The organism is Streptomyces sp. ISL-100, assembly GCF_018614615.1.
GTDB lineage: Bacteria > Actinomycetota > Actinomycetes > Streptomycetales > Streptomycetaceae > Streptomyces.
Genome location: NZ_JAGGOK010000144.1, coordinates 1 through 6,190, shown reverse-complemented (window position 1 = coordinate 6,190; position 6,190 = coordinate 1). Strand labels below are relative to the sequence as shown.

Annotated in this window: 6 protein-coding genes and 3 pseudogenes; 3 read left to right on the top strand and 6 right to left on the bottom strand. The window is 67.3% G+C overall.

Annotated features, from left to right (window positions below; translation table 11 throughout):
- A pseudogene (locus J7E89_RS39945) lies at positions 1–224 on the bottom strand (amidohydrolase); the annotation flags it as partial.
- Positions 225–454: 230 nt separating this feature from the next.
- Positions 455–1,018, bottom strand: a pseudogene (locus J7E89_RS39940) (IS6 family transposase); the annotation flags it as partial.
- 947 nt (positions 1,019–1,965) lie between these two features.
- Here J7E89_RS39940 and J7E89_RS39935 point away from each other — a divergent pair.
- Together J7E89_RS39935 and J7E89_RS39930 are read left to right on the top strand one after the other, a co-directional pair.
- The gene (locus tag J7E89_RS39935) at positions 1,966–2,514 is read left to right on the top strand and encodes a Uma2 family endonuclease (protein WP_214981389.1); all 549 of its coding nucleotides are present in this window, start codon (positions 1,966–1,968) and stop codon (positions 2,512–2,514) included.
- Between the two features lie 203 nt (positions 2,515–2,717).
- Entirely contained in the window at positions 2,718–3,122 is a 405-nt protein-coding gene (locus J7E89_RS39930; protein WP_214981387.1) for a hypothetical protein, read from the top strand.
- Positions 3,123–3,135: 13 nt separating this feature from the next.
- Here J7E89_RS39930 and J7E89_RS39925 read toward each other — a convergent pair whose 3' ends face one another.
- The 4 genes and pseudogenes from J7E89_RS39925 to J7E89_RS41650 all read right to left on the bottom strand — a co-directional run bounded on the left by J7E89_RS39925 (position 3,136) and on the right by J7E89_RS41650 (position 5,353).
- A complete protein-coding gene (locus J7E89_RS39925; RefSeq protein ID WP_214981386.1) occupies positions 3,136–3,351 on the bottom strand; it encodes a hypothetical protein in 216 nt (71 codons plus the stop codon).
- A gap of 277 nt (positions 3,352–3,628) precedes the next feature.
- On the bottom strand, positions 3,629–3,832 hold the full coding sequence (locus tag J7E89_RS39920) for a hypothetical protein (protein WP_214981384.1): 204 nt from the start codon (positions 3,830–3,832) through the stop codon (positions 3,629–3,631).
- Positions 3,833–4,027: 195 nt separating this feature from the next.
- Positions 4,028–4,492 (bottom strand): hypothetical protein, encoded by a 465-nt coding sequence (locus J7E89_RS39915; RefSeq protein ID WP_214981383.1) that lies wholly within the window; start codon positions 4,490–4,492, stop codon positions 4,028–4,030.
- Positions 4,493–4,519: 27 nt separating this feature from the next.
- Positions 4,520–5,353: pseudogene (locus J7E89_RS41650) on the bottom strand (transposase).
- A gap of 196 nt (positions 5,354–5,549) precedes the next feature.
- Between J7E89_RS41650 and J7E89_RS39900 the strand changes: the two are divergent.
- The gene (locus tag J7E89_RS39900) at positions 5,550–5,870 is read left to right on the top strand and encodes a hypothetical protein (protein WP_214981381.1); all 321 of its coding nucleotides are present in this window, start codon (positions 5,550–5,552) and stop codon (positions 5,868–5,870) included.
- Positions 5,871–6,190: the final 320 nt, after the last annotated feature.

Genomic DNA, 6,190 nt, shown 5'->3' with positions numbered 1-6,190 from the left:
ACTGCGGTGACCGAACTGAGCTGCTTGCCCAAGGTGATCTCCAACGGCAGCCCGTCCAGCGCGGCCAGCACCTTCGCCCGGGTCAGCGGCAGGTCGAGCCCGATCTCCGGCTCCTGGTGCAGGGACCTGCGCAGGCCGGCCAACTCGGGCTGGAGCAGCGCTGCAGACTCACGCAGCCCCGCCTGGCGGTGGGCGGCGTCGGTCCCGGCGGGCAAGGCATTCATCGCAGTCTCCTCAAGGAGTGGGGTCCTCAACAGGTGCAGTCCCATCCTCTCCGGACCCGGGCCGGGGAGGCGGTTGCTGCAAGGATCGGCCCGCTCGTGCCGCGCCGCCGCACGGATGCGCCGCCGGCCGGAGACCTGCCGCAGACCTCAGTCCGGCACTGTCACGTTGTCGAGGGCGTGGGTGTCCGACGGTGCGTCAGGGCATGCCGGGGTGGGCTGTCGGCGCCGGGTCAGGCCGGCGTGGTCAGGGCGGCTACGCCGGTGATCTGGTCCCAGATCGCGAAGCGGATGATCATTTCGGTGCGGTGCTCGGTGGCGGTCATGAGGTGGCGTCGGGATCGGAAGTGGGGTGAGATGCCGCTGAACGCGGCCAGGAACCGTTGGGCTCCGCCGACGGAACGGAAACCCTTCATGGCGCGTTCGCGTTGCCTGGTCGGTTGGTGGGAGTACTCGGCCCGGTTGTTCAGGCCCTTGTGGGCGCGGTGCTCCACCGATGGCATCACCTGCCGGTGGGCGGCGCCGTAGGAGCGGAACTTGTCGGTGACCACCACCCTGGGCACCGAGCGGGTGACCTTCATCAGCTTCCTGAAGAAACGCCCGGCCGCGGCGGTGTCCCGCCGGGACTGCACGAGGATGTCGAGGACGTTGCCGTCGGCGTCGACCGCGCGCCACAGGTACGTCAACTCCCCGTTGATCTTGATGAAGACCTCGTCCAGATGCCACTTGTCCCCGGCCCGCGGGCGCCGGCGGCGCAGCGCGTGGGCGTAGGTCTGCCCGAACTTCAGGCACCATCGCCCGGGTACCGGTGTCCCTTGTACGACGGCGGCGCAGCCGACACGAGCGATCCCCTCCCAGCATGACCAACCCCAAGATCATCCCATCCCCGCCGAGCCGGGCATTCAAGGCCTCGACCAGACGCTTGATCACGTGGACTGGGGCGAACGACGTCGATGCCCTAACCTGCGGGGTTGCCCAGATCGCAGGCGGTTTCGCGGTCTTGCAGGCCGGGTTGATCCACATGACGACCGAGGCAGCGCGGCGGGCCAGCCAGGCGACGCCCAAAGAAGCAGGCCCGGGAGCCCGCGCCCCCGAGCCTAGGAGTTCTCGGGGGAGACGGATACAGCAAGCCCCTTGGGAGACAGGGGCTCCCCCGTACCTGATGGGCAGGGACGTACCCGCTGATGGGCACAAAAAACGCCCCCTGAAACTGCGTTTCCGCAGGTCAGGGGGCGTTTACGGGGTGGAGCCTAGGAGATTCGAACCCGAGCCGGGCAATGTTCTGACCTGCAACTTTACCAAGCCTTTGCGAGAGAATCGGACTTTCCCACCCGTTTCAGTCCCGCTCCATCCCGCTCGATCCCTCTGCCCCGACTCGACGTGCCCACTGGTGGGCACATCGCAGCTTTCGGTTGCGGTCGCGACTGACCGCTTACGAAACCCTTGAAACCCTGGGCTCCTCCACTTCGGCTTCTCATCTTTGCGCAAATGGCAGCGTCATCGGCATACGCCACGCTTCTCGTACGCCTTTGGGCCTACCGTGGCAACCCGGGTGTCCGCGCCCGACCCGGGCAAGCACCAGGCAACTTGGACCGCAGCGGTGCACCACCGGCCACTCGACGTGCAGCGGCATCAACTACGCTGACACCACGTATGGCCCGTGTCCGCGATCCGGGATCAAGGCCCCTGACCGCCATCTTCGAGGCGCCTGGAGGAAGCCGTGACCACCGAACTCCCCGACTGGATGACCCCGCCCAGGCCGAGCGGCTGGGAAGCCGACGACCTCGACCACCTTCCCCAGGCACCGCGGCACACCGAACTCATCGACGGAGCCCTGATCTTCATGATGTCGCCGCAACGGTCCTGGCACTCCCGGCTCGTGGAGAACCTGACCTTCGCGCTGCGGCAGGCCGCCCCCGCCGGGTTCGAGACCGAGCGGGAAATGACCATCCGGCTCGACAAGAAGAGCCGACCCGAGCCGGACACCCTGGTCACCACCGCCCCGTACAACCCGGACCGGACCTGGTACGCACCCGAAGACGTGGCCCTGGTCATCGAAGTCGTTTCCGAGGAATCAGCGGACCGCGACCGGTCCCTGAAACCCTTCAAGTACGCACAAGCCAAGATCCCCCACTTCTGGCGCATCGAAGACGAAGCCGGCATCCCCGCCGTCCACACCTACGAGCTCGACGCCATGACCAGCACATACGTGGCCACCGGCATCCACCGAAGCCGACTGAAGGTCTCCGTCCCCTTCCCAGCCGACATCGACCTCAACAGCCTCGTGCCCTGAGGCCCCCGGGCAGCCCTCCCCTGCTACACCACCCAGTCAGCCACCCTCCGCCGCTGACGACGTGGGAGTGTCATGAATCACCTGGCATCGTCTCATTCGGTCCACTCGGCGTGGCGTGGGGGCGTGCTCGGCGGACAGTCAGCAAGGATCGCATTCAGTGACCGCACCGTACGGACTTCCCTGAAGTGCTCGGAGTGTGCTAGATGGTCCTGCTCCAGCGCGTCGGCATCGTGTGTGCCGCGTTGATGCCCCTTCTGTTCACCGCGGCTCCCGCCCATGCCGACATCGTCACGCTGTCGGGTGGTGACGTGGTGGGGGTTTACCGCGGCGAGTACAGCGGCACCGGCGCTACCACGTCTGTGGACGCCTTTGAAGCCGTCGTGGCCAGTCAGGACAATCCCGTCAGCAGCTGCGTGAACCTCTCCGCCCTCAATAACGGCAAGGCCTTCAACGGCGCCGGCTTCGGCCGCAATGGCTTGACCGACTACCGGATGGTCATGTTCGAAGATGCATCCTGTCTGATCCCGGTCGGCACTCTCCCGACAGCCGCCAAGCGCACCGTGGTGCACACCAAGCGCTGGAAGTCCTCTCGACTTTCGACGTTCTGATAGGTCTGGGTGATCAGGCTGCGGCCAGCGGGTCGCAGGCGTGCACTTGCACGAAGTGGCCCACGGCCCGGTCCAGGGCGTCCCCGTCCACCCGGGCGAGCGCCCGGGTCAGCGTGGTGGCCACGGGCAGGCACTGCGGGCTCGCGCCGGGCACTTCGAGTGCGGCGAGGATGCCCGTGCCCTGACCGCTCGCCCAGCGATGACCCCACGCGTCGACCGGACGCCGCACAGCATGACTGTTTTCCGCCGCCGCCCGGCTCGTCATGACCGGCCGCCGCCGCCGGCTCCCGCTTCAACTGCCGAACCCGGCTGACCCGCCGACTCACCCGTCCCGACGCGACCTGATCAACCTGCCGGAACCGTGGAACCGGCGCCCACCCGACGCGACTGCCGGGCCCTCACTACCGCCACGAGCGGCCCGACAAGCAGAAACGGGCCGCCGGACAACCGACGACCCGTCACGAAACATCGAGGTTAGCGGAAGGTTAGCGGAGGTTAGCGGTAGGTTAGCGGAACGACGACGGCAGGCTTGCACGGCCACTGATGATCGGCGAATCGAAACTGGCCTTGGCTCCACCATCGTTGACCTTGACGTCCGCGGATACCGGGTCGTCGTGGTTGGCGAATGCCGGGGCCGCTGTGGCGGCCAAGCCGCCCATAGTGAGTGCTGCGGCGGCTGCCGCCGCAGTCGCAATCTTCTTGAGGTTCATAGAGTTTCTTCCCGGCTGAGGTAGCTCCCAGGCCAGAAACGCCGGACATCCGGGCACGGCCTAGACGGAACCGTTGCCTCCTTCTCGGGCCTCCAGGCGGGAGCCCGCCTGTACCGACCAGTCTATAACTTTTGACACATAAACGAAGTCGTTACCTTAAGTCTCGACTTTCGGTGTTCTGGCAGGTCCGGTTGATCAGGCTGCGGTGGCGAGGCTGGCTGTGGCCCAGGCGTGTTGGACGGCGCGGATTTCTTGTTCGGTGGGCTGGCCTGGGCGGGTGGGCAGAAATCGGGCGGCGATGGTGACGCGGCGGAGCTTGGCGACAATGTCGGAGTCGGACGGGTCGGTCTTGGTGGTGTACCAGGGGGCGTGCTCGCGGCGGTCGGCGGCGTCGCTGGGGTGGTGGCCGTGCAGTGCGTACCAGATGACGGTGATCGTGTAGCAGTACAGGGTGAACGGGACGGTTCGCTCGACGGCGCGGCGGGTGCGGTTGTGGGCCTGGCCGGCCCCGAGCAGGTCGCGGGCCTCGGCGATGGTGACGTCGATCGACCAGCGCCACGAGTACCGGGTGATCAGGGCCGGGGCGGGGGTGGTCAGGTCGGTGGTGACCAGCGCGAGGTCACAGCCGCTGTCGGTGTCCTGGTCGCGCAGGAGGATCACGCGGACCGTCTGGGTGCGGAAGGGGCTTTACCACAGGCAGGTGATCTCGGCCACGTGGACGGTGTCGGTGCGCTGGTAGCGCCTGACCTGGGCGGAGGCGAAGGCGGCCGCGGCGGCCAGGTCTTTCGGTGTGCCCAGGCGGGCGCCCTTGAGGGCGGGCCGTCCGCGTTTGCCGGTGCGGGGCGGGGCGAGGCCGTAGAGCACCGCGGAGGCGGGCAGGCGGGTGGTGAAAGTGACGTTCCCGGGCAGCTCGCGCAGGGCGCGTCCGTGGTAGGCGGCGTCCGTGACGACGTGGATCTGGCGGCCGTGGTGACAGGCCGCGAGGAAGCGGATCATGGACGCGGCGATGTCGACCTTCGACCGCTCCTGTCCGGGCCGCCACAGGAGGGCCAGCACCGGCAGGCACACCGGCCGGGCCAGGAAAGGCAGTTCGACGACCAGGCCGACCACGACGAAGCAGGTCCCGCGCCCGACCGGCTTGGGCCCCCGGGCCGCGCCGTCGTGCTGCCAGGCCGCACCGAAGACCTTCTTCCCACGCCGTTAGAACAGGGTGTCGTCCACCGCCACGGTCAGCACCGCTCCCTCGGGCAGCAGACGGCGCACCACCAGGTGAGACAGGGACACGCCCAGGATGTCGGGGTTCCAGCGGGAGCGGGAGAAGAAGACGTGCGCGCGTTCGTGGGACCAGGTGCGCGTCAGTGCCGCGCCGGTGAGCATCCCGGTCACCGTGCACCGCCCCGTCTGCGCGATCAGCCCCGTGACCAGCGCGGCGAAGGTACGGAACGTCGGCGTGGTGAAGCTGCCCCGCACCAACTCCAACACAGCGAGCAGCGAGGCCGGTACGGTCGAATCCGGAAGCATCGGCGGGTCCCTCACAGCAGGCGACGTAAGCACCGCCGATGCTTCTCTGCTGTCTCCAGCCCACGCGGCCGAATGAAGCCACATCACCCACCCGAGCGACCTCCACGACGATCAACGAAACGTCGAAAGTCGAGAGTCCTACCGGCTGCAGAAGACCACTCCGGTCCTTGAAGCTCCCAGTCTGACGCTGCAGCCCGTGCAGGACCGCTCCAGCGCCAGCGTGACTTTCTACAACGAAGCCCCGGACAGCAGCCAGCCCGGCTTCACGCTGTCCAAGCCCGTGGTCCAGTCGTGCATGCGCCTGAACGTCATCCAAAACCGGAGCGGCCGCTACAGTTTCCTGGGGGTCGGCGCCACGGACGATCTGGCCACCCTCACCCTGTACAGCGACACCAACTGCCAAAGCCCGGTCTACGTCACCAAGCTCGACAAGACCATCGAAGGCACAGCCATCAACCCGCCGACCGGCGGCGACACCAGCAACGCCGGCTACGCCAGCGCCCGCATCACCCGCTGATCGGGCGCCAGAAGCCGTATCTCAACCGATCTTGGAACGTGCGGGTCGAACAGGGCTCCTGATCGGGTGGTCTTGCGGCTGTGTACGCATGAAGGGCCGCACCTGGTAGACAGCGGTCTGCGTGCCCTCAGCGGGGTTATGGCTTTATTCAAGACTGCCCAACTCCGCTGGGGGCACCTCTGGTTACGCGGCCGTGGCAGTCGATCACCCTGCGATGATCACGCCTTCTGCCTGGGCGGAACATGCCAAATCGGTGCCACACCAGGCCCCCCACCTGCGGATTCAGGATGGCAACTCCCCATTGACCCGACACCCTGAAC

Coding starts and splice junctions, on each gene's coding strand:
- J7E89_RS39935 (WP_214981389.1), top strand. CDS start 1,966: ATGACCCCGCCCAGGCCGAGCGGCTGGGAAGCCGACGACCTCGACCAC.
- J7E89_RS39930 (WP_214981387.1), top strand. CDS start 2,718: ATGGTCCTGCTCCAGCGCGTCGGCATCGTGTGTGCCGCGTTGATGCCC.
- J7E89_RS39920 (WP_214981384.1), bottom strand. CDS start 3,832: ATGAACCTCAAGAAGATTGCGACTGCGGCGGCAGCCGCCGCAGCACTC.